Annotated in this window: 22 protein-coding genes; 13 read left to right on the top strand and 9 right to left on the bottom strand. The window is 47.6% G+C overall.

Annotated elements, in window-relative coordinates; all coding sequences use genetic code 11:
- Nucleotides 1-104 precede the first annotated feature (104 nt).
- Nucleotides 105-1,703: a bifunctional phosphoribosylaminoimidazolecarboxamide formyltransferase/IMP cyclohydrolase gene (purH, locus tag AEA42_RS20470; protein WP_055648704.1), complete on the bottom strand. Its 1,599-nt coding sequence runs from the start codon at nt 1,701-1,703 to the stop codon at nt 105-107.
- Nucleotides 1,704-2,038: 335 nt separating this feature from the next.
- Here purH and zntR point away from each other — a divergent pair, with 335 nt between their 5' ends.
- Nucleotides 2,039-2,512: a Zn(2+)-responsive transcriptional regulator gene (gene zntR / locus AEA42_RS20465; protein WP_055648703.1), complete on the top strand. Its 474-nt coding sequence runs from the start codon at nt 2,039-2,041 to the stop codon at nt 2,510-2,512.
- 2 nt (nt 2,513-2,514) lie between these two features.
- A complete protein-coding gene (locus AEA42_RS20460; RefSeq protein ID WP_055648702.1) occupies nt 2,515-4,005 on the top strand; it encodes a permease in 1,491 nt (496 codons plus the stop codon).
- A gap of 106 nt (nt 4,006-4,111) precedes the next feature.
- Here AEA42_RS20460 and AEA42_RS20455 read toward each other — a convergent pair whose 3' ends face one another.
- Nucleotides 4,112-4,999, bottom strand: a complete 888-nt coding sequence (locus AEA42_RS20455; RefSeq protein ID WP_037413580.1) for an SPFH domain-containing protein — start codon at nt 4,997-4,999, stop codon at nt 4,112-4,114.
- A gap of 334 nt (nt 5,000-5,333) precedes the next feature.
- Between AEA42_RS20455 and AEA42_RS20450 the strand changes: the two genes are divergently transcribed.
- From AEA42_RS20450 to AEA42_RS20440, 3 genes are read left to right on the top strand one after another with little or no spacing between them, the layout of a single operon-like run.
- Nucleotides 5,334-5,588, top strand: coding sequence for a hypothetical protein (locus tag AEA42_RS20450; protein ID WP_037413578.1), 255 nt, complete (start codon nt 5,334-5,336; stop codon nt 5,586-5,588).
- Nucleotides 5,589-5,591: 3 nt separating this feature from the next.
- Complete coding sequence (locus tag AEA42_RS20445) at nt 5,592-5,882, top strand: hypothetical protein (protein ID WP_037413577.1); 291 nt, start codon at nt 5,592-5,594, stop codon at nt 5,880-5,882.
- 5 nt (nt 5,883-5,887) lie between these two features.
- Nucleotides 5,888-7,507 carry a PepSY-associated TM helix domain-containing protein gene (locus tag AEA42_RS20440; protein ID WP_055648701.1) on the top strand — a complete coding sequence of 540 codons (1,620 nt, stop codon included), beginning with the start codon at nt 5,888-5,890 and terminating at the stop codon, nt 7,505-7,507.
- 73 nt (nt 7,508-7,580) lie between these two features.
- Here the strand turns inward: AEA42_RS20440 and AEA42_RS20435 are convergent, their stop codons facing one another.
- The gene (locus AEA42_RS20435) at nt 7,581-8,753 is read right to left on the bottom strand and encodes an MFS transporter (protein WP_055648700.1); all 1,173 of its coding nucleotides are present in this window, start codon (nt 8,751-8,753) and stop codon (nt 7,581-7,583) included.
- A 650-nt stretch (nt 8,754-9,403) separates the two neighbouring features.
- Between AEA42_RS20435 and AEA42_RS20430 the strand changes: the two genes are divergently transcribed.
- Nucleotides 9,404-10,804, top strand: a complete 1,401-nt coding sequence (locus tag AEA42_RS20430; RefSeq protein ID WP_047535129.1) for a DASS family sodium-coupled anion symporter — start codon at nt 9,404-9,406, stop codon at nt 10,802-10,804.
- A gap of 66 nt (nt 10,805-10,870) precedes the next feature.
- Here AEA42_RS20430 and trxC read toward each other — a convergent pair whose 3' ends face one another.
- Nucleotides 10,871-11,293, bottom strand: coding sequence for a thioredoxin TrxC (trxC, locus tag AEA42_RS20425; protein ID WP_055648699.1), 423 nt, complete (start codon nt 11,291-11,293; stop codon nt 10,871-10,873).
- 190 nt (nt 11,294-11,483) lie between these two features.
- Between trxC and AEA42_RS20415 the strand changes: the two genes are divergently transcribed.
- Both AEA42_RS20415 and AEA42_RS20410 read left to right on the top strand, forming a co-directional pair.
- On the top strand, nt 11,484-11,819 hold the full coding sequence (locus AEA42_RS20415) for an FKBP-type peptidyl-prolyl cis-trans isomerase (RefSeq protein ID WP_011070807.1): 336 nt from the start codon (nt 11,484-11,486) through the stop codon (nt 11,817-11,819).
- Between the two features lie 143 nt (nt 11,820-11,962).
- Complete coding sequence (locus tag AEA42_RS20410) at nt 11,963-12,931, top strand: diguanylate cyclase (RefSeq protein ID WP_055648697.1); 969 nt, start codon at nt 11,963-11,965, stop codon at nt 12,929-12,931.
- Between the two features lie 64 nt (nt 12,932-12,995).
- Here AEA42_RS20410 and AEA42_RS20405 read toward each other — a convergent pair whose 3' ends face one another.
- The 5 genes from AEA42_RS20405 to AEA42_RS20390 form a co-directional block, all read right to left on the bottom strand.
- Complete coding sequence (locus tag AEA42_RS20405) at nt 12,996-13,394, bottom strand: DUF1850 domain-containing protein (protein WP_055648696.1); 399 nt, start codon at nt 13,392-13,394, stop codon at nt 12,996-12,998.
- A gap of 35 nt (nt 13,395-13,429) precedes the next feature.
- Complete coding sequence (locus AEA42_RS20400) at nt 13,430-15,463, bottom strand: TRAP transporter permease (protein WP_055648695.1); 2,034 nt, start codon at nt 15,461-15,463, stop codon at nt 13,430-13,432.
- A 101-nt stretch (nt 15,464-15,564) separates the two neighbouring features.
- The gene (locus AEA42_RS20395; protein ID WP_037413561.1) at nt 15,565-16,521 is read right to left on the bottom strand and encodes a TAXI family TRAP transporter solute-binding subunit; all 957 of its coding nucleotides are present in this window, start codon (nt 16,519-16,521) and stop codon (nt 15,565-15,567) included.
- Between the two features lie 504 nt (nt 16,522-17,025).
- Nucleotides 17,026-17,148 (bottom strand): hypothetical protein, encoded by a 123-nt coding sequence (locus tag AEA42_RS23070; RefSeq protein ID WP_037413559.1) that lies wholly within the window; start codon nt 17,146-17,148, stop codon nt 17,026-17,028.
- A gap of 317 nt (nt 17,149-17,465) precedes the next feature.
- Nucleotides 17,466-18,959 (bottom strand): helicase HerA-like domain-containing protein, encoded by a 1,494-nt coding sequence (locus tag AEA42_RS20390; RefSeq protein ID WP_055648694.1) that lies wholly within the window; start codon nt 18,957-18,959, stop codon nt 17,466-17,468.
- Between the two features lie 204 nt (nt 18,960-19,163).
- Here AEA42_RS20390 and AEA42_RS20385 point away from each other — a divergent pair, with 204 nt between their 5' ends.
- The 5 genes from AEA42_RS20385 to AEA42_RS20365 all read left to right on the top strand — a co-directional run bounded on the left by AEA42_RS20385 (nt 19,164) and on the right by AEA42_RS20365 (nt 22,277).
- Nucleotides 19,164-19,397: a hypothetical protein gene (locus AEA42_RS20385; protein WP_037413552.1), complete on the top strand. Its 234-nt coding sequence runs from the start codon at nt 19,164-19,166 to the stop codon at nt 19,395-19,397.
- A gap of 11 nt (nt 19,398-19,408) precedes the next feature.
- Nucleotides 19,409-19,834 carry a hypothetical protein gene (locus tag AEA42_RS20380; RefSeq protein WP_047536794.1) on the top strand — a complete coding sequence of 142 codons (426 nt, stop codon included), beginning with the start codon at nt 19,409-19,411 and terminating at the stop codon, nt 19,832-19,834.
- Nucleotides 19,835-19,881: 47 nt separating this feature from the next.
- Entirely contained in the window at nt 19,882-20,760 is an 879-nt protein-coding gene (locus tag AEA42_RS20375; protein ID WP_047536796.1) for a neutral zinc metallopeptidase, read from the top strand.
- A 62-nt stretch (nt 20,761-20,822) separates the two neighbouring features.
- Nucleotides 20,823-21,230: an NUDIX domain-containing protein gene (locus tag AEA42_RS20370; protein ID WP_047536799.1), complete on the top strand. Its 408-nt coding sequence runs from the start codon at nt 20,823-20,825 to the stop codon at nt 21,228-21,230.
- A 42-nt stretch (nt 21,231-21,272) separates the two neighbouring features.
- The gene (locus AEA42_RS20365) at nt 21,273-22,277 is read left to right on the top strand and encodes an SEC-C domain-containing protein (protein WP_055648693.1); all 1,005 of its coding nucleotides are present in this window, start codon (nt 21,273-21,275) and stop codon (nt 22,275-22,277) included.
- Nucleotides 22,278-22,282 lie beyond the last annotated feature (5 nt).

Raw genomic sequence — 22,282 nt, 5'->3', positions numbered from 1 at the left:
TTAAGTCATCCCTTTGAGTTTTAAATTCTTGTGGTTAGATACTTATGTTCACTGAGTGCGATAAACGAAACAGCCAGCACTTGGCGTGCTGGCTGTAGGTGGCATTAGTGACGGAAGTGGCGCATGCCCGTCATTACCATGGCCATGCCGTGCTCGTCGGCAGCGGCGATGATTTCAGCATCGCGCATTGAGCCACCCGGTTGGATGATACAGCTAATGCCCGCCGCCGCTGCGGCATCGATACCGTCGCGGAATGGGAAGAAGGCATCGGACGCCATCACAGAGTTAACCACTTCTAAGCCTTCATCGGCAGCCTTGATACCGGCAATCTTAGCGCTGTAGACGCGGCTCATTTGGCCGGCACCGACACCGATGGTCATGCCGTCTCTAGCGTAAACAATCGCGTTAGATTTAACGAACTTAGCCACTTTCCAGCAGAACATTAAGTCCTTCAGCTCGCTCTCGGTCGGTTGACGCTTAGTCACGACTTTAATGTCATCTAAGCCAACCATGCCTTGGTCGCGGTCTTGCACCAGCAGGCCACCGTTTACGCGCTTATAGTCTAAGGTCTTGGTCTTAGTATCCCATTGACCGCACTCTAACAGACGCACGTTGGTTTTCTTGGCCACTACATCGCGGGCGCCTTGGCTCACGACTGGCGCAATAATCACTTCAACGAATTGACGCTCAACGATAGCGCTAGCGGTTGCTGCATCTAACTCGCCGTTGAAGGCGATAATGCCGCCAAAGGCTGACGTTGGGTCAGTTTGATAGGCGCGGTTATAGGCATCGAGCAGATCTTTACCCAGTGCAACACCACATGGGTTAGCGTGTTTAACGATAACGCAAGCGGGTTCGCTGAACTCTTTCACGCACTCAAGGGCGGCATCGGTATCGGCGATGTTGTTGTAAGACAGTGCCTTACCTTGCAGTTGAACTGCCGTTGCGACTGAGGCTTCGTCGATCTTAGTGTCAACATAGAAGGCCGCAGTTTGGTGGCTGTTTTCACCGTAACGCAGATCTTGCTTCTTCACTAATTGAGTGTTGAAGGTGCGTGGGAACTTTGAGTCTTCGAAGCACTCATCAGTGCTATGCGCTGGAACCATAGTGCCGAAGTAATTGGCGATCATGCCATCGTAACCCGCAGTGTGTTCGAAGGCGGCAATCGCTAAATCAAAACGGGTTGCGTGAGTCGTGCTGCCATTGTTGGCGGCCATTTCGGCTAATACGCGATTATAGTCGGCCGCATTTACCACGATAGTCACGTCTTTATGGTTTTTCGCCGCAGCGCGCACCATAGTCGGGCCACCGATGTCGATGTTTTCAATCGCATCTTCTAAGGTGCAACCAGCTTTAGCAACGGTATCGGCAAAGGGGTAGAGGTTAACCGCAACCAGATCGATTGCATTGATATTGTTAGCAGCCATGACATTTTCATCAAGACCGCGACGCGCCAAAATGCCGCCATGCACTTTCGGGTGCAGGGTTTTAACGCGACCATCCATGATCTCAGGGTGTCCTGTATAGTCAGATACTTCGATAACAGGCACGCCGTTATCCGCTAACAAGCGAGCGGTACCGCCCGTTGACAGCAGTTCAACGCCTTGGGCGTGTAATGCTTTGGCGAATTCGAGAATTCCGGTTTTATCTGAAACGCTTAACAGCGCGCGACGAATGGGTCTGGCATTATTTGCAACAGTCATTTGGGTACAGGGTCCAGTTATTTTAGTTTCAAGGATCTTTCGGAAAACAGAACAACTTCAATCGGTTCTGCTTTCCAAAAGCCCCTTGGTCCTACTTATATTTTTTGTCCCAACGTCAGGCGCGCGTATTCTACCGTAAAACGGGATTTACGGGTGTTTTTTCTGCGCGATTTCACAATATTGATATCAGAACAAAGTGGAATGATTTTGGGGTGAAGTGTAAATTTGAAAATAGCCCTTGACCTTGGAGTAGGCTCTAAGGTTTATACTCGCTCCATCATATTGATTGTCAGTGTTGCTTGAGAAGATTCGAGTAAAACTGCAAAGGATTAACTATGTACCGAATTGGTGAGTTAGCCGATTTATGCGAGGTGAAGGCCGATACCCTCAGATTCTATGAGAAACACGGTCTACTTTCGCCTTCGAGCCGAACCGACTCTGGCTATCGGGTCTATACCGATGCCGACGCGGCGCGGCTGCGTTTTATTCTGCGGGCGAAGACGGTGGGTTTTACCTTAAGTGAAATCAGTGAGCTGTTGTCTATCGATCTTGATAAATCCAATTGGGTCTGTGCCGATGTAAAGGGCATGGTGGACCTCAAGCTGGCGCAGGTACAGGCGAAGATTGCCGAGTTATTGCATTTTCAAACCAGCTTACAGAGTCTGTCGGATGCCTGCTGCGGCGGGCCTCGTAGTGCCGAACATTGCTCGATTTTAGAGGCGCTAGAGTCGAGTACCGAACGAGTTCGCGTTGAGCATGATCATGGTGCAGTCCACAGAGCTACAACCCTAGATAAGTCAGGGAATTAATTATGTTACTGAAGAATTTTATCGATCTGTTTTTAGATTCCGCCCCTTGGCTGTTGCTTGGCTTGATTCTGGCGGGTTTACTTAAAGTATTCGTGCCTATGGCCTGGATGCAAAAGCAGCTCGGCGGACATGGCTTTAAAACCGTGGTCAAGGCAGCATTATTGGGCGCGCCTTTACCTCTGTGTTCCTGCGGTGTGATCCCCGCCGCCGTGGGGCTGCGCCGCTCTGGGGCATCGAAAGCGGCAACCACCTCCTTTTTAGTCTCCACTCCTGAAACTGGGGTTGACTCAGTAACGGTTTCCTACGTGTTACTCGGCCCTTTTATGGCAATAGTGCGCCCAATTGCGGCGATCACCAGTGCCATTGTTGCGGGCTTACTGGTGGGACGTGATGATGACGATGGCAAACCTGCGGTTAAGGCCGATTCCCAGTCAGACAAGGTTCAGTCAGACAAGGCATTAGCTAGCGCTGCGCCTGTCGCTTCATGCTGCGCCTCAAAATCCCCGTCACCAGAGACAGTGGTAAAAGCCGAAGCGGTAAAACGCTGCTGCGCCTCGACTAAGGCGCCTGCAATTACGCCGGTCAAATCTTCCTGTTGCGGCAGTGATAACGCGAAAGCGCCATCAACCGAACCGAAAATCAAAATGACACCTATGGCTAAGCCTAGTCTAATGGCAGTTAGTGGCTCAAGTATGGGCACTGTCGGTATGGTTAATGCGGCTAAAGTCAGTGCGGTCAAGGTTGAAAATGCTGGTTCATGCTGTGGCACTCAAACTGCCGCGCCTGAAAAAATAGTCGTAGTGAAGAAGGGCGCTTGTTGTGGTAGCTCAAGCGCGAAAACGGCTGAGAGCCATCAAGCCGAAGGCGAGAGCTGCTGTGCGTCGACTCAGGATATGGCGACTGAGTTGAAGTCTGAATCTGTGATTGCACGTATTGGGCTTGGGCTTAAATATGCGGCGACGGATCTGGTGCGTGATACTACCCTCTGGCTGCTGGTGGGTTTATTCTTCGCAGCATTAGTACAAACCTATGTTCCTGCTGACTTTTTGGCTAAGTGGGGCGATGGGTTGCTGGCCATGCTGGTGATGGTGCTAGTGTCTGTGCCTATGTATATCTGCGCAACGGCTTCGACGCCGATTGCCGCGGGCTTGTTACTCGCTGGCGTGTCCCCCGGCGCCGTGCTGGTGTTTATGATGGCAGGTCCTGCAACCAATATCGCTACTTTAGGTGTAGTGACTAAGGAGCTGGGTAAGCGTGCGCTCTATGGCTATCTTGGCGGTGTGTTAGGTGTTGCCTTAATAGCTGGTGCCTTAGTGAACTATCTAGTGGCGAACTTTGGCTTTGAGGTAATGCCACAGATTGGTCATGAACACCAAATGCTACCAAGTTGGTTAGTGGCCACCTCGGGCATAGTACTGGCGTTGTTGATGGCGAAAGTGGTGTTTGAGAAGATCCCAAGAAGCTGGTTACGCCGCAGCGATTGCTGTTCATAGCGCTAACGCTAAATAAAAATCCCCAGCAATGACTGGGGATTTTTATGGTAAAGCCTAATGCGTATCGCTAGTGGCAAATAGCTTACTTGCGATGCTTAGTCGTTTGTTAGTTCGACTTCTTAGCATCGATAAAGGGCAGAGTGCCCGTTGGTAAGACTGTGGTTGGTAGTTTTCCATCCCATTTCTCGGCCTTGGTCAGTTCGACAAGGTTTTGATTTTGTGCCAGAGCCTCGGCGCGGCTCTTAATCGCAGAGGCTTCAGCATCCCCTTTAATCCTAATACTTTCGGCCTCAGCCTTCGCGCGGGCGAGTTGTGAGTCTGCTTCCGCTTGCGCTTGGGTCACGGCGATTTGGGCGCTGACTCTTTCTTTCTCTAGGTTTTGCAGTTGGGTCTGTACTTCAACCTCTGCGCGCATCCTGTCTTCAACAGATTTCTCATAAGCGTTGGAGAAATCGATATTTTCAATCTGTACCGAGGTGATCTCGATTGGCCCTTTCACCGATTGGGTGATGGCATTGGTCACATCGATACCAAATTTGATCCGCTCCTGTACTACTGAAATTGCGGTGTATTTACCAAAAATGTTTTCAACTTGCGTTGGCACTTGGCGGTCGAGTAAGCGCGCCACCATGGCATCGATACTTTTGAAGTTGGCATAGACTTCTTCGACCCGATCCGGCGGTACGCTAAAGGTGACTGAAGCGTTAAGTGTCGCGGGTTGTTGGTCACGGCTATAGGCTTGTAGTGAACTGTAGCTAGTCGTGTGGGTTTGGGTTGAGATTTTTACTACGGTGTCAAACATGGGCAGTTTAAACCCAAGTCCCGGCTCTGCTGTACCAATGATCTTACCGTTACGTAGAATCACCCCGCGTTCACCTTGGTCAACCGTGTACCAACTACCAAAGAGTGAGATAAAGAGGATCAGTAAAATCACTAAAGGAATGATTTTAGACAGGCCAAAGGAACTTGGCAGGTTGAGTTCATTTTTTATCATTTAGCTTCCTTTGCTAGGGTCGTCGAGATGGGGTTGGAGTGATCGCGGATCGTGTTGATGATTATTTATATCGAGACGAAACGGTTGCTGCAAAATGTATCTTAATGGTTAACAGCTGGCAACAATCGGGTATCTAGCTTATCAATATGTGACAGTAATATCACAACTCATCCTTACACTGTAAATCTTATTGCGAATTATTCTCACCATGGCTAGAGTCCTGAGATTCAAATTCTTCCATTGCTTTCATGCGTTTATCTTTTTATAGGATATACACCGAGCATAGGCAAATGGACTCGAATGCTAACGCTTTGTGGTGAGAGGAAAACATCCCGTGTTGCAACTTATATCTGTGTTAGCGACGCTGTTGGCCTGCTTGTTATTTTATGTGACGAATAAGCAGCAAAAACTATTTGCAAGCTCCCTTCCTAAGCGGCCTTGGCGGTTACTCGCCTATGCTTTTGCCTTTGCCAGTTTACTCGGTTGGCTCAGTCTCTTTACCCTTAGCGCCGCGATTTTTATTTGGTTAGCCCTGTTGATGTTATTGACGGGGTTAGTGCCTTTTGTCTCACTTTTGGGGCGTAAATAACTCATGGCACGTTTAGCTGAACAGGACAAATTACAACCTGACTGGTGGACTAAATCACTGGCGGGATTGATTTTAGGATTTACCTTAGCGCTTGGATTGGTGGGGTTATTTGCCTGGTTTGGCCCAGGCGGTATCGATGCCGATACTAAAGTGCAGTTCAACATGTGGCTGATAACGCCTATCTGGTTATTGATCTTAAGTTTTAGCTTTATGTTTAAAACCGGACTCAGGGCAATTGGCTACTTGGGCCTATTTAACATTTTGACTTATATAGTGTTATATACCTTTAGGTGACAAGGATGAAAGTTCGCAGTGATGTGTTACGGGTGTATCAGTCTATCCATATTTGGACTGGTATCATCGCCGGAATCGTATTGTTTATCGGCTTTTATGCTGGTTCGCTCACCATGTTTAAGGGGGCGATTGACGCTTGGTCAATGCCGCCAGCCCTAACTTTGCCTCAAGTGCCCGCTGACAAACTGGATGATTTAGTCGCGCAAGTGTTAGCGCAAGATGATAAGGCCAAAACTGGTTTTAGTTTGCACTTAAATGATGCGCATCAATCGCCGATGACCTGGTATCAACAGGGCTCGGAGCGTGAACTCAGCATGAGTCACCAGCTTTGGCATGCCAGTCTTGACGAAAATGGGCAGCTACTGACACAGTTAAGTACGCCCAGTGAGTTGGCTGAGCTGATTGACCAATTACATCGCACCGCGGGGATTGCCGGCGAAGTCGGTCACGATCAGGCAGGTGTCTATGTGTTGGGGATAGCCGCCGTTTTATACTTCTTAGCATTGGTTTCTGGGGTGATTTTTTTACTGCCCACCTTAACCAAAAGCTTTTTTGCTCTGCGTAAAGATAAAGGTGAGAGTCGTTTCTGGCTCGATGCCCATAATTTAGTCGGTATTACCAGTCTGCCATTTCATTTAGTGATTAGCCTTACTGTAATAGTGTTTGCCTTCCATGATCAGCTTTACGATGGGCTTAAGCAGGTGGTTTATGGTGAAAAACCGCTCTTTGTCCAGCCCGCGCCTGACAGAACGCCCTATACACTTGCCGATTTGCCAAAGGTCACCACTGTGTTAGCCAAGGTGCAGCAAATCGCCCCCGATTATCAAGTGAATGAAATGACCTTTATGAACTTGGATAATCCCCGTGCGACCTTGCGCTTGGGGTTATATAACCCCAATGGTTTTATGCGTGGACCCGTCACTGATTATTTATATCTGCATCCTTACAGTCTTAAGGTGTCCAACAGCACGATTGACCAAAGTGACAAGGGGATTTGGGCTAGAACGGTCGCAGTATTCTTTGGATTACACTTTGGCAGTTATGGTGGCGATCTCGGGCGCTGGGTGTATTTCTTCTTAGGTTTGAGCGGCGCTTTTTTATTTTACAGTGGCAACCTGCTGTGGCTGGAAAAACGCCGTAAAAAGCAGGCCAGTGAACAAACCCGTGCTTGCCGTTTAATGGCCAGTGCCACAGTGGGGATTTGCTTAGGCTCCGTTGCCGCCTTAACGATAAGTATGTTGCTGGGTAAATGGTTTTACGCGCATGTGAGCAATATTAACCACGTCTATTTGTGGCTGTATTATCTGGTGTTTGGATTGCTGGTGGCTTACGCCTTTTGGCGTGGTGCAGCCAAGGCGGCGCTACTGATTTTGCCTTTGTGCGGCTTGGCTACATTGGCGATGCCAATCACGTCTCTAGTTGCGGTATTCGCGCCAAGTTTAGGCTTATGGGCGCCTTATTCTTCAGCGACTTTGGGCGTTGATCTGGTGGCGTTGGCCTTTAGCGGGGTGTTCTTTTATGGTTACAAGCTGACTCGCCATCGGGTGCTTAATGGGCCGCAGGACAGTATCTGGGCCATTTCCGCTACAGTGCCAGTGGCAGAACTCACCCAGCAAACATCGTAATAGCAATGGGCGCCGTTATCGACGCCCATTACTATTTATCGGATGCAGATGACTCAACATTAACGGCCCTGGACTAAGCCTTCGCTGCGGGTAGGCGAGCTTTACTTCGGGCCAGTAAGTGCGCACTGAGGTAGCAAGCCGTGACTAAAAAACTTGCGGCTAAATACAGTGGTAAGCCATGTTCTACATCATCGAAACGACTGGCGGCAACCGGACCAATAACCGAACCCACAGAATAGCTGAGCAACATAATCTGAGTGGCGGAGACGATTTGGCTGCTGGGTAAATGATCGCACGCCAGACTGATGGCGATGGGATAGAGAGCAAAGGCGCAGGCGCCGAGTAACACAAAACCCAACCATAATCCCACAAGCGATGTTTGCATCAGTAACAACAGCGCCGCAGCACCCACTAAGCAAAAGGCGGTCATCAACACACTCTTTTGAATGCGGGGAGATAAATAGCTCACTAAGGGCTGGACTATCATGCCGCCCAAGATAATTAGCGCCATAAATTGCCCGGTTTGCTGGGCAAAACCCATGTCTCGCGACACATACACAGGCAATAAGCCGTAGATGGGGCCTAGTAATAATCCCGAGACTAAACAGCCGATCACGGCGGGTTTACTTAAGGTTTTTAGGTCGGAAAGGGCAATAGCGTGTTGTTCACTGGACTGTGGTTGGCCACGTTTAACCAACAGTGCAGGTAAACTGGCGGCGGCCAGCAAACCTATTACCACCAAGTAGGGTAAATTACCCGTGGTACCTAAATAATCTACGGCGAGTTGCCCAATGGCGGTGCCACCGTAGAGGGCGGTCATATATAAACCTAAACGTTTTGCCCGTTGTTTTTGGGTATCGGCCATCAGTAACCAGGATTCAACTACCACAAAAATCCCCGCCACGGCGATGCCGGCAATCAAGCGTGCTGCTAACCAAACACTGCTCTGTGGCAGCAAAACCATCACCACAACGCTGCACAGTAAGATATTTAAGAACAAAATAAAGGCCTTACTGTGCCCTATGCGGCTGACAATCGGTGCAATACAAGGTGCGCCCAGTAATAAGCCAAGGTAGAAAATACTCGCCAGCCAAGGTGCAAGATCAAGGCTCAAATCAAAGTAAGTGAGTGAGAGTGGGATCAAACTCATCAAGTAGCCTGACGCTAAAGCAAATAGACTAAGTCCTGCCACTGGAACAAACAGCCCTGGCTTTTGATTGGGTTGAGCTAACAGCATATTTTCCACAAGCGGTACCAAAACAGGTAAAAAAATAAACAGAAGGCACGATTACGGTCGCGACTCTAGGCTGGATTGCTGACGGGGTAAAGTGAGTTAGATTGACTGAGATGGTGAATAATATTTGTGTTTATTATTCATATAGATATTGAAGTTTAAATGTTATTGGTTTGGGTGAAAAAGCAACATTCAACGCGTTGTTTGGTGATCACTTACTTATCAGAACGAACAAAATCTAATCTCGAAATATTAACACGCTCTAGTGCTCATAAGCTTTGTTATTAGCGATGAAAAGTCAGTGGGATGATTATCTGGATGTTATGCAATTAATTAGCATTTTATATTGTTAAAAATTAATATTAAATTAAGGCTTTTATCACTTTGAATTACGCCGTGATTTGATCTTTATCACAGTTTTAAATATTTATTTAGTTACAGCTTTATCAAGCTTTTGCAGTATTTTTATCCGTTTGAAAGTTTTGTTCATCACTTAAGATCAAAAATAGGTGGTTTTTATCGCGAAAATGGTTTTTTTGCGTTTTAAGTCTTAGCATTTTGTTGTTGCTATGTAGCTAAAGTACAAAATAAACTGCTTTTACTAGTGTGACCTATGCCCTAAATTTGCTAGAAAAAATAATGGTATGAAGGTAGTAGTCACCATGTCCTTAACGCAATCAACGTCGGTTCCCCCTAATCCTTTGCCCGCCAATACTGGGCTTGAAAAGAAAAATATGCTGGTCTTAATGGCGGATATTGTGCTGCTGTTTGCACTGTATTACGGATTACCCTTTGAGCAGGGAGTGAATACTGGGCTTGCGATTTTAGTCTTTGCAGCCATTCTGTGGTTAACCGAAGCGATTCATATCAGTATTACTGCGATTTTAGTGCCTATTTTGGCGGTATTCTTTGGGGTATTTGAAACCAAAGAGGCCATGAGTAACTTTGCCAATCCAATTATCTATCTATTTTTCGGTGGTTTTGTGCTTGCAGCTGCATTGCACAATCAAAAGATTGATACCTTAATCGCGCAAAAATTACTGCTGGCCTCTAAAGGCAAGCTGAGTATTGCCTGCTTAATGTTGTTTGGGGTAACTGCGCTGCTGTCGATGTGGATCAGTAATACCGCAACCACGGCAATGATGCTGCCTCTGGCACTGGGAATTTTGCAGCAATTAGATCGTAAAACCTATCACAGTACCTATGTGTTCCTATTATTGGGGATTGCCTATTCCGCTAATATCGGCGGTATTGGTACTTTAGTCGGCAGTCCTCCCAACGCGATTGCCGCAGCGCAGGTGGGGTTAAGTTTTAGCGATTGGCTAAAATTTGGCATTCCAACCGTGATCTTAATGCTCCCTATGATGCTCATTGCGCTCTATTGGTACTTTAAGCCAGACTTGTCGGCTAAATGCGAGCTTGCACTTGAAGATCAAAAGCTTACGTTCCAAGGAAAACTGACGCTGGTTATCTTCCTTGCGACCGTATGTTGCTGGATTTTCAGTGTGCCGTTGGCAAAAGCGCTTGGCGGAATAACCCAGTTTGATACCGTCGTTGCACTCGGTGCTGTGGTATTACTGGCGGGGCTCGGTTTAGTTGGTTGGAAGAAGATTGAATCGACTACCGACTGGGGCGTGTTGATTTTATTCGGTGGCGGTTTGACCTTGAGTGCCGTGCTCAAAACTACCGGTACCAGTGTGTTCCTCGCGCACTGGATGACGGATATTTTTGGCAGCACCCACATGTCGCTGTTTGTGTTTGCGGTGATCGCCTTTGTGGTAATGCTAACCGAATTTGCCAGTAATACCGCGAGTGCGGCGCTGTTAGTGCCTGTATTTGCGGCGATTGCCGAAGCATTGGGGGTATCCCCCGTCATGCTATCCGTGCTAATTGGTATTGCCGCATCCTGCGCCTTTATGTTGCCAGTGGCGACGCCGCCTAACGCCATTGTTTATGGCTCTGGCCATATCAAGCAGTCGGAAATGGTGCGAGTGGGCATGATAGTTAACTTCCTCAGCATGATAGTGCTGGGCATTATTGCTCACACCTTCTGGGAAGTGTAATCGCCTCTGATTCATCCAAATAAAAATACCCAGCTCAGCTGGGTATTTTTATGGGCGAAGCACATATTAACCATAACGTTTTAACCATTGATCGAACGCTGGCTTAGGTAAGGCGCCGGCTTGCTGCGCGAGGAGTTGTCCCTGCTTGAAAATCATTAAGGTGGGAATGGAGCGAATATTAAATTGAGCCGCAAGTGCTTGTTGTTCTTCAGTATTGATTTTACCGAAGCGGAATCTTGGCTCCCATACTTTTGCGGCCTCAGAAAATATAGGCGCAAAACTCTTACAGGGGCCGCACCAGCTGGCCCAAAAATCAACAACTAAGGGCAACTCTGATTTATGGGCATGATTGATAAAATTGGCACTTGTGAGTTCAATCGGAGCCGCCGCAAATAGATTCTGTTTGCATTTGCCGCAGGTCGGCTGCTCAGTTAACCGCTCTTGGGGCACGCGGTTTAAGGTGTCACATTGGGGGCAAGCGATAATCATAATCTGGCTCCTAAGCTCGGGGATGATCTAGATATGGGGTTGAATAAGTGGAATTTAAAGGAGGATAGGATCAAGCAAGAATGGTATAAGCCACAAAATCCCCACGGCACGCCGACAAGTAGGAGTGCCGATGTTAGAATAGACACTTTGATAAATCACTGTGTTAAGTGAAGAGTAAGAGATTAATTAAATGACTGAGTTAGAAATAATCGATCTGGTTGTCGGTGATGGAAAAGAGGCCGTAAAAGGCGCGTTGATCACTACCCAATACCGCGGTTTTTTGCAAGATGGTACGCAGTTCGATTCCTCCTATGACCGTGGTCAGGCATTTCAATGTGTGATTGGGACTGGCCGAGTGATTAAAGGTTGGGACCAAGGGATTATGGGGATGAAAGTGGGCGGCAAACGCAAGTTATTGGTGCCAGCTCATTTAGCCTACGGCGAGCGCCAAGTTGGGGCTCATATCAAACCCAATTCTGATCTTACTTTTGAAATCGAATTGCTTGAAGTGCTGACTCGCGACTAAGTATGACAAGATAGTAAGAGTCTGTGTAAGCTCGATAGGGCGAGTATGATCTAGGGTCTTCTCGTCCTCCTCACTATGTCACTTCGGCATTGTTTGTTTTACACTGGACGAGGTTTCCCCACGTTAAGGAAAGAGATTTTTCTGTGGCATCGGATACGGCAGCAGAACAGATTAAGCAACTTCAGGCCGAAATTGCTCAGCTTCAACGTGAAAACGCTCAATTAACGGCGTTGAATCGTCGTGCCGAAGAGAAACTATTCGCCGCCCTTGATGGCAATGGTTTGTGCTTATGGGAACAGCATATTCCAAGTGGGAATTTAACCATTTTCAATATGCGCTGGGGCGAAATGCTCGGTTTTAGCCCCGATGAGTTAGCAGCCCATGTTGATATCTGGAAAAGCAAATTACACCCAGAAGATAAAGACTGGGTAATCCAAGCCTTTGAAGATCATGTGAATGGCAAGGCCGATTATTACCAGGCCGTGCACCGAATGCTGCATAAAGATGGCAGCGTTACTTGGGTGTCGGATCGGGGCCGCATTGTAGAACGTTTACCTGATGGTACACCGCTGCGGATGATGGGCAGCCATATCGATATCACCCAAGAAAAGCGTTATGAACTCGATTTAGCGTTACTCGCCCATAGCGACCCACTTACCAACCTGATGAATCGCCAAGCTATAGCCAAGGCCTTCGATGAGTGCTTGCAGCCCGGCATGAGTGGTGCGTTATTTTTTATCGATCTTGATGGTTTTAAAGCCTTAAATGACCGTTACGGCCATAAATTTGGCGACAATTTATTAGTGCACGTTGCAGATTCTTTGGTCGCTCATTCGGGTGAGCAAGCGAAGATCGCACGGTTAGGTGGTGATGAGTTTGTGATCATACTGCCATCCACCGAAGTTGAATCATTAAGCATGCTTGCACAATCCTTGCTTGATGTTTATCGACAGGTTTTTTTACTTGAAGGTCATGAAGTGGCGATTGGACTGAGCATCGGCATTGATATTTTTAGTGATGGTGATAGTTTTGCTGAAAGTTGCGAACGTGCAGACGCCGCCATGTATCGCATTAAACATCAAGGGAAAAACGGCTACAGCTTCTCTCGTTAAGAGCATTATCGAGCGCTAATGGGCAGCATCGCGCCTTGCTTGCGCGTCTCTATAAAGTGATATTTCACTGCTCACAACTCCATACCTCAACAGCGGCATCTTGCTTATTTGGAGGGCCAAGCCAATGACTCATGGCTTGGCATTGCACTTTACCAGTGGCGTTGGCGAAACACAGCTCAAAATCTCCCGCTTCGGGGGTGCGACCTAAGCGTAATTTGGGCAGCACGGGCAGCTTAGGCTGATAATGCCAACTTCCATTGTTAAACACCGCATCATCAGGGATTTCCATACCCGCACCTGTGCCTTTCACTCTGGCTTCAACTAACACTAAGCCTTGCGGTGTGAGCTGATAATCTTCTTCCCAGCGGATTTTTTCGATGCTGTGGTTCCAGGCCAAAGTAAAGTGCTCTGTGGGCACTTGTGCCCACAGTGTGCCAGCTAGGCCTAAACATAGACCTAGCATGCTATTGCCTTACCTTTGCATAAAATTCCAAAACATTACCCCTGCTCGGCAAGACGTTTCAGTTTGCGGGCTCTGAGGCTGTGCTGCACGATAAACAGTAGCGCCAGTCCAAAGCCAATTTCATCACTGAGCGGGGTGGCAAGGATCAAACTGGCTCCAGCGAGGAAGCCGATAACCCGTTCCCACCAATAGAGTTTTTGCAGTAAGAAACCCGTAAAAATTACGCCCCAGATACCAATACCAACGGTTGCTTTTAGCACCACAAAACCCGTTGCCAACCAGCTATCGCTTTGCAGCATTAGTGCGGGGTCATAAACCGCCATAAAGGGGATAACAAAGCCTGCGATAGCAATACGAATCGCCCACAAACTGATCTTAAGCCCCGATTCCTTTGCAATCGGCGCGGCCGCAAAACAGGCTAAGGCAACGGGTGGTGTTAAGTCAGCCATAATCCCAAAGTAAAACACAAACATATGGGAGACGATCAGCGGCACGCCTAAATCCAGTAACGCCGGTGCGGCAATTGAGCTGGTAATAATATAGTTAGGGATGGTGGGTATTCCCATGCCTAATACCAGACAAGTGAGCATAGTTAATACTAAGGATAAGAACAGGTTATCCTGCCCTACAGCGAGAATATAGCTGGCAAAAGTGGAGGCTATTCCCGTGAGCGAGACAATACCGATGATCACTCCCACTAAGGCGCACGCAATCCCAACTGGTACGGCATGGCGCGCACCTTCGACCAATGCATGTAAGCAAATGGTCAGAGTATCTTTACCGCCCTTGATAAACCAACAGATGGCCACGAGTATGGCAATGACTCCAAATACTACGCCAATCCCCATCTGGAAGAAGCCCGCGCACAGCACGCCAAGGGCAATCCAAAAGGCAAAACGCAGGGCATTAGAAGGCAGGCGCAGCACAATGGCTGAGCCTAAGATCACTATTGAGGTCAGCGCTAAACCGACCATGCCCGAGAACAGCGGTGTTCTGCCAGAAAACAGTAAATAAACCAAAATAAACAACGGAATAAGCAGATACCAACGCGCCTTAACCGCCGCCCAAGGATCGGGACATTGATCTTTGGGCAAGCCACAAAGATTGGCGCGTTTGGCTTCTAAATGCACCATCCAAAAAACGGAGCAAAAATACAGTAACGCTGGCAGCAAGGCGGCTTTGGCGATTTCAATAAACGGCACGTTAATGGTTTCGGCCATGATAAAGGCCACCGCGCCCATAATCGGCGGCATGATTTGGCTACCCATACTGGAGGTCGCTTCAACGCCACCGGCAAAGGCGGGACGGTAACCAAAGCGTTTCATCAGTGGAATGGTAAATTGTCCAGTGGTCACCACGTTGGCGACGCCCGAACCTGTGATTGTCCCCATCATCGCCGAGGAAACCACGGCGACTTTGGCCGGGCCACCCAGTTTATGGCCGAATAAGCCCATCGCAAAATCGGTAAACAAACGGATCATGCCTGCTTGTTCTAAAAAGGCACCAAACAAAATAAACAGGAAGATATAAGTGGCCGACACATAAGTTGGAGTGCCATAAAGCCCCTCGGTGCCAAAGGATAACTGGTTGATAATTTGGTCAACGCCATAGCCGCGGTGCATTAAGTCGCCGGGGAGGTATTGGCCGAATAAGCCATAGGCTAAAAAAATACAGCAAATGATCGGTAATGCCCAACCCATCACTCGTCGCGCGGCCTCAAACACTAAGACAATCAACACCACGCCAATCACCATATCGGCATCGGTTAATTCACCCGAACGTTGGATCAGATCGGCCTCAAAAATCCATTGATAGGCGGCCGTTGCCATGCCCGCAAGGCCAAGCAACCAAGCTAAGGGTTGCCAAGGTCGAGCTTTGCCCACGGCGGGATAACTTAAAAAAACCACTAAAAGTAAAAAACCAACGTGGGTTGCCCGCAGCACTTGAGTCGATACGGGGTGAAATGCGGCGGTAATGATTTGAAAAATAGAGAAAATAAGTGCCGTATAAAACAGCGCTTTGGGCCAGTCACTGGTGCTTGCACCTAGGCCTTGTTCGGAATCGCTCATATTTATGCCTCACAGCATTAGACAACAGAGGGCGACGCAGCACTTGGGGAATCACCCAAGTGCTGAGTTGGAAAAGGGTCGCTCAGATTGAGGTTACACCCTTAGAGTGCGCCAACTTCTTTGAAATAACGCTCCGCACCTGGGTGCAGTGGCGCTGGTAGGTTTTTGGTCGCTTTGTCTAATTGAATCGCTTTTGCCGCTGAGTGCGCATTACCGAGACGATCTAAATGTTCAAACATCAGTTTTGTCATCTGATAGGCTAAATCGTCCGACACTCCCGCTTGAGTGACAAATAGGTTTTGAATCGCAACCGTTGAGACATCAGCAGTTTGACCTTCGTAGGTCGACGCGGGGATGACTCCATGCTGATAGGCAGGATTATTAATTTTGAGGATCACATCTTCGGGGACTTCAACAAAGTTGATTGGCATCGTCGCAGCTAAATCACGGATCGCCGCCATCCCTAAGCCCGAGGATTGTAAGGTTGCATCTAACTGACGGTTTTTAATCAGCTCAACGGATTCAGCGTAAGGTAAAAACTCAACCTTGCCCATATCCTCATAGCTTAAGCCAGCCGCTTTGAAGATGGCGCGAGCATTGAGTTCAGTACCCGACTTAGGTGCACCGACAGAAATACGTTTACCTTTTAAATCAGCTAAGGTTTTAATACCAGATTCTTTACTCGCCACTATTTGAATATAGTTAGGATAAGCGGCTGCGAGCACGCGAACCTTATCTAACGGTTTTTTAAAGCCTGCATCGGCATCGCCCTGATAGGCCGCAGCCACTGAATCACCTAAGGCTAAGGCCAGCTCACCACGACCGGCTTGCAGCAAGTTGAGGTTTTCAACCGAGGCTTTTGTGGCTTGTACTGAGGTCTTCGCGCCTTCAATACCTGTACCATAAAGTTGCGACAGTGCCACACCAATCGGGTAATACACACCACTGGTACCACCGGTCAGAATATTGATAAAGGCAGGTGCGGCCGCCATCGTGGCTGCACTGAGTGAGAGGGTTAAAGCGGCGCCCACGGCGATAAAACGTTTGTTGATTTTCATGCTTAAATATCCTTATTTTTTATTGTGTTATATAGGTTAAGAACAATAGATATCATTGATTATTTATTTTAGTATCAGACCTTATATACCCAAAACTGTTCAAAATACAAGCTTTAACACGCCTTTCGATACAAGCTAGACAGTGAGTTTTTACGGTTAATGTGCCGAGTTAATCAGTGTAACCATGAGTCGATAATGCGTAGATTACATCTGACTCTAGGAACATATCGGCAAGTGTGTTGCGTTCAGAATGTGTGGATTTGGGTGAAGAAAACCATAGCAAAAGACTCAAGCATTGTAGATATTGCTTTAGTCTAGGTGAGGTCCTAAATAAAGGCGTTCTAGCTTATTAATATTTAAAAAAAATCAGTATGTTAGCTTTTTTGTGTTTGCGGAATAAATTATCGTTAAGTTGGTGAGAATAAAAAACGGGCTAATAAAAAGGGCTAACCGTAGTTAACCCTTAATCAAGATATTGGAAGCGCACCCTAAGGTGTCACAATATTACTTAACGTTATCGAGGAGGCCTTTAGTCGCGTTTTTGGCGTGCTTTGCAGCGCGTTTTTCCTTGATCGACATTAACGGCTTTTTCTTGGCCTCTTTGCGATTTTTTTGCTCTTTACTCATAGTTAACTCCATGTACTTTCAGTGGTTGTTCATCAGGCTAATCATGTAAGCCATTTGCATAAAACCCGTTCCATGATGTCCTGATTAAAGCGAAACATTTAAACTCGAATTACACCATTTTTAAATCACAACTATTTAAAACGATTGGTAATTTATTTGAATTTGTTTGCCTCTCTGAGCTGTACTCGCAAAATAATCTTATCACCGAAATCCTAAGGAAGATCCACTCGCTGCTTAGAATAATTCACGCTAATGCTAGTGCTAATCTGTATATAAAATATGCGGTTCAGAACACGGTATTTACACATTTCATTACCTTACCTGCGAGTCGATTTTCCCAGTATACCGCCGAGTAATCCGCGTAAAATTTGTTTTCCGAGTTGATTACCAACGGTTCTTGCCGCTTGTTTCGACAAGGTTTCGGCTAATCCTTGGCGGCGTTTATTACCAAAGATAAGCTCGCTAAACCAGCCTTGCTCAGCTGCTTTGGTCGTTGGCGTACTGGTTGTTTGCGCAGTACTGCTGCCATTCGTTTGTTCGGTATGACGTTGATTCAATAGCTCATAGGCGGATTCGCGATTGACTAAAGTATCGTATTTACCACCAATCGGACTTTGATGACGGATAGCGGTTAACTCCTCGGTCGTGGCTGGTCCCATCCGGCAGCGTGGTGGTGCTATCAAGGTGCGCTCAACCATAGTCGGCACGCCTTTCTCGGCAAGGGTTGACACTAAGGCTTCGCCCACGGCGAGTTGTGAAATTACCTCGCTGACCACCAATTTAGGATTCGATACAAAGGTTTCGGCTGCGGTTTTAACGGCTTTTTGATCCCTTGGGGTATACGCCCTGAGGGCATGCTGAATGCGATTGCCGAGCTGACCGAGAATTTCATTGGGAATGTCGTCGGGAAATTGCGAGCAGAAATATACCCCGACGCCCTTGGAGCGGATAAGCCGCATAATTTGCTCTATGCGTTTAAGCAAACTTGCTGGGCAGCCCTCAAATAATAGGTGTGCCTCATCAATAAAGAAGACTAATTTAGGTTTATCGAGATCGCCAACTTCGGGTAAATTTTCAAAGAGTTCTGATAGCAGCCAGAGTAAGAAGCTGGAGTAGAGGCTTGGGGTCAAGATGAGTTTATTGGCGGCTAACAGGTTGATAATGCCGCGCCCTTGCAAATTAGTGCGCATCAAGTCTTCGAGTTGAAGTGCTGGTTCGCCGAAAAAGTCGTTACCCCCATCGCGCGCTAAACCAAGCACTGAGCGTTGAATGGCGGCAAGGGACTGGGCGCTGATAAGCCCATATTTGGCGGAGATGTCTTTGCGCTCATCGGCCACTAAGTTGAGCATGGCGCGCAAATCGTCGAGGTCGAGTAACAATAAACCTTGGTCGTCAGCCAGTTGAAACACTATGTCTAAAATGCTGCTTTGGGTGTCATTGAGCTCGAGAATGCGCCCGAGTAAGGTCGGCCCCATTTCACTCACGGTTGTGCGTAATGGATGACCTTGCTCTCCTGCCAAATCCCAGCAAACGACGGGGTTTGCCTCGGTTTGATAATCTACTATCCCGATTTCTGCCGCCCGCTTCAATAGCTTATCGTTTGGTGTGCCTGCGACACCGAGTCCTGAAATATCGCCTTTGATATCAGTAAGAAAGACGGGTACACCTTGGCGGGAAAAGCCTTCGGCTAGCGTCATCAGCGAAACGGTTTTGCCTGTACCTGTAGCGCCAGCGATCAGTCCGTGGCGGTTGGCATATTTAAGATTTAAGTGAACCTGTTGCTCACCTTTACCTAAGAGTAGAGTATTCAAGCGCAGTCCTTGTCTTAATTAACGCCCCAAGGTGAACCAAGGGGGAGTTGGTCATGGGTGGATAAAAAAACATCACTCAGTGTTTGCCTTTCGTGGATCTGTGTCAATATCGTTGAGCACATAATCGATACAGCTCAAGTAAAGCTTGGCAATGTTAGTTTGGCTAAGTGTAGTTATTTTGTAGCATTTGTTGCGGAGCCGAAGATGAAAACCCCATTGATTATGTTAGTCTTGTCCACATTATTATTGACCTCTGGCTGTGCTGAGCTAGCCTGTTCCGCCCGGACGGATGTCGACCCCTATGAACCCATGCTAGATAAGCAGCGCTGCGTGGATGAGGCGGATAAGCAGTTAACTGCCCATGAAAAGGCCAAAAAGGCTGAAGAGGAACAACAGCTTAAACAAGCTGTGGATCGGGCGATTCAACAACGTCAATAGCAAGGATTGGTATGAAGGGAGCGGGAGGAACACAGGGCGGTATTGGCCAGTTTTTTATTGGACTTGCCATGATGTGTGCAGGATTCTATCTGTTATTCAATGCGATACAGGTAAGTTCCAGTTTTGGGCTAGGTTACGGCCTCTACCGCATGAATGCCTTTGGACAGGGATTATCGATCACCACAGGTATGGTGATGCTGCCGTTTATCCTCGGGATAGTGATGGTGTTTTTTGATGCCAAGACTAAGCTCGGTTGGCTGCTTACCTTAGGCTCCTTAGTCGCCTTACTTGTAGGCGTGATCAGCTCGATTCAGTTTCACTTTAAAGCCATGTCGGCCTTCGATTTGATCGTGATTTTAGTGTTAGCCTTTGGTGGGCTAGGGCTGTTTTTGCGCTCGTTAAAAGCGGCTCCTACTGAGCAGAATGATCCCAAATAACGGCTAAACTGAAATGTCTATTGCATACCCATAGCCGAGGAAATCCAATGCGTTGGCGTGACAGTGATCGCAGCTCCAATATCGAAGACAGACGGGACCAACAGATGGCGTCGGCGGGCGTGCCCAGTGCGCTCTTGCTTAGGTTATTGCCTTTTCTGCTGCAAACTAAAATCGGTCGAGTGGTATTGCTGCTGGGCGGGTTATATTTTGCGTTTCAATATTTTACCGGCGGATTATCCCTCGAACCGAGTAATCAAGCGGGGTTTAGTCAGTCTCAATCGGCCAGTAATACCGCGGCTCAAGATGAAAATGCCCAGTTTGTGGCGGCGATTCTTGGCACGACGGAGACCGTTTGGAATCAATTGCTACAAGGGCGATATGTCGAACCTAAGCTAGTGCTTTATCGCAATATGACTTCAACCGGATGCGGTATGGGGCAGGCGCAATCGGGGCCTTTCTATTGCCCCGCTGACAGCAAAGTCTATATCGACTTGAGTTTTCTCGAGGAATTGAAAAAACTCGGAGCGCCGGGGGATTTCGCCTTTGCCTATGTTATCGCCCACGAGGTCGGTCACCATGTACAGAACCTACTCGGCACCAGCACTAAAGTGCGTCAGGCCCAGCAAGCCGCTGGCAAGGCGCAGGCCAATCAACTGAGTGTCGCCCTCGAATTGCAAGCCGACTGTTACGCTGGCGTGTGGGGGCATTATGTCGATAGACAGCTCAATTTGCTTGAGCCTGGCGATGTAGAAGAAGGCATTGCCGCGGCCAGTGCCGTGGGGGATGATCGCCTGCAAAAAATGGCGGGTCGCGCCGTGCAACCCGAAGCCTTTACCCATGGTAGTTCGGCTGACAGAGTGAAATGGTTTAATATCGGCTTTGCCTCCGGCAAACCTGCCAGCTGCAATACTTTTAATAGCAAATAGCAAATAGCAAATAGCAAATAGCAAATAGCAAGCTGGTAATCGCGCCAACGTAGGATGGGTAGATGGCATTTGAAGATAGGTTTCGGCTCAGTAGTCATGCAGTGATTACCAATGAGTTAGGGCAAGTGCTGCTGCTCAAAGCGAACTATGGCAATTTTGCTTGGGGCTTACCCGGCGGCGCCTTAGAACCAGGAGAGACCATTCACGAAGCGCTGCTGCGCGAATGCCAAGAGGAATTGGGATTAGAGGTGAACATTCACTATCTTAGCGGCGTGTATTATCACAGCGTCTATCAATCCCAAGCTTTTATCTTTCGTTGTGAGTGTGCATCTGCCGATGCGCTGATTCGCTTAAGTCATGAACACTCAGAGTTTGCCTTCCATGATATCGACACGCTTAGCGCGGTTCAGCAGCAAAGAATTAAAGATTGTCTTAATTTCAACGGTGTTGTCGTGAGTGCGAAGTTTTAAGGCTTTGCCAGCAAGTTTCTACAACAATAAAAAGAGACAGCAATGAAACTCGGTCGTAACGATCCTTGCCATTGTGGCAGTGGTAAAAAGTTTAAACGTTGTTGTATGAGCAGCGTTTTCCAGCAACATGCCCAAGTGTTCGATGATGTTGAGGCCATGTTGGCAATGAACCCAAATTTGAGCCTTGATGAACTTAACGCCGTTTTACAACACAAAGTTCAGGATCGCAATAATCAACCTCATCCCGATTTTTGTGGCGTAACACCAACACAAATGGCCAATTGGCTTTATGCGCCGTTTGAGCAATTACAGTGGGTGACAATCAGCACACCAGACGATCTTTCAACCAGTCCGGTGATGCGTTATCTAGCGCTAATTCTTGATGAGGCCATGGCGCAAGAAGGCTCCTTCAAAGCCACAAGTAAAGGCAGCTTACCGACTAAGTTGGTTAAACAGGCCAGTGAGTTATTACCTGAGTTTGCCGTTGCTCAGTTTCCAATAAATATTAGCATCAGCGAGTTTGCGGGCAGTAACGAAGATAAATTTAATGCCTTGCACTACACCCGAGTGTTAGCCGACATTTGCGGTATTATTTACCTTCGTAGTGGCCGTTATCACGTTAAAAAGTCAGCGCAAAAGCAGTATCAAGCTCTAGGCATACAGGCATTTTTTAAACCTATGTTAGAGGCCGCCATCAGCCAATATAACTGGGGATATTTGGACGGTTTTGAATACGATATCGACTTGCGACCCTTTTGGCTGTTTATGCTGTGGCGCCTACAAGGTCATCACAGTGTAGAAAAGCTGGTGAAAGAGGTGATGACAGCTTTCCCTGATTTACTTCAGTCCTTGCCTACGGATGATTACTTCTCGCCAGAAAGAAGTTTAAGCATGCTCATCGAATCAAGATTTATTGAGCGATTTTTACAGTTTTGGGGATTTTTGATCATTGAGCCAAGGCGTTACAAAGGCGCTGAACCGATCGGCAGAGTTGTTAAGGTACAGCCTTTGTTAAAACAAACTTTTCAATTCACCATTAACGCATAGCAAGG

It is taken from the genome of Shewanella sp. Sh95 (assembly GCF_001308045.1).
In the GTDB taxonomy this organism is placed as follows: Bacteria; Pseudomonadota; Gammaproteobacteria; order Enterobacterales; family Shewanellaceae; genus Shewanella; species Shewanella xiamenensis.
The sequence above is the reverse complement of the archived record's forward strand: the minus strand, read 5'-3'. Positions and strand labels throughout refer to the sequence as shown.